At 46.1% G+C, this 583-nt stretch carries 1 protein-coding gene; it reads right to left on the bottom strand.

Features of this window, described 5'->3' with window-relative positions:
* A partial coding sequence (locus tag R8O11_RS29735) for an S-adenosylmethionine:tRNA ribosyltransferase-isomerase (RefSeq protein ID WP_318195193.1) occupies window positions 1–583 on the bottom strand: 583 nt, incomplete at both ends.

Below are 583 nucleotides of genomic sequence, written 5' to 3'. Positions count from 1 at the left end.
TTGATGTTATCCACTTTTACTGGTTGGAACGTACCTGCACCGACGTGTAGTGTAACGTAAGCAAACTCAGCGCCTTTGGCTTTGATCTTATCTAAAAGAACGTCATCAAAGTGCAGGCCAGCCGTCGGTGCTGCTACTGCGCCTGGTTTTTGGTTATATACGGTTTGGTAACGCTCTTTATCTGCGTCTTCATCTGGGCGGTCAATGTATGGCGGAAGTGGCATGTGGCCAATTTCTTCCAGGATTTCTAATACCGTCTTATCAGAGTTAAATTTCAGTTCGAATAGGGCATCGTGGCGAGCCACCATTTCCGCTGAGTATTCATCATTCTCGCCCACAATAATGGTAGTGCCTGGTTTTGGTGACTTGGAGCAGCGAACATGCGCAAGAATGCTTTTCTCATCTAGCATGCGCTCCACTAGCACCTCTAACTTACCGCCAGATTCTTTACGACCAAACATACGCGCTGGAATAACACGGGTATTATTGAAAACCACTAAGTCACCAGCTTGAACTTGGTTTAACACATCGGTAAATGTGCCATCTATAAGCTCGCCAGTATTGCCGTCCATTTGTAGTAGTC

It is taken from the genome of Vibrio sp. 1288 (assembly GCF_033344475.1).
This window is presented reverse-complemented; position numbering and strand designations above follow the sequence as displayed.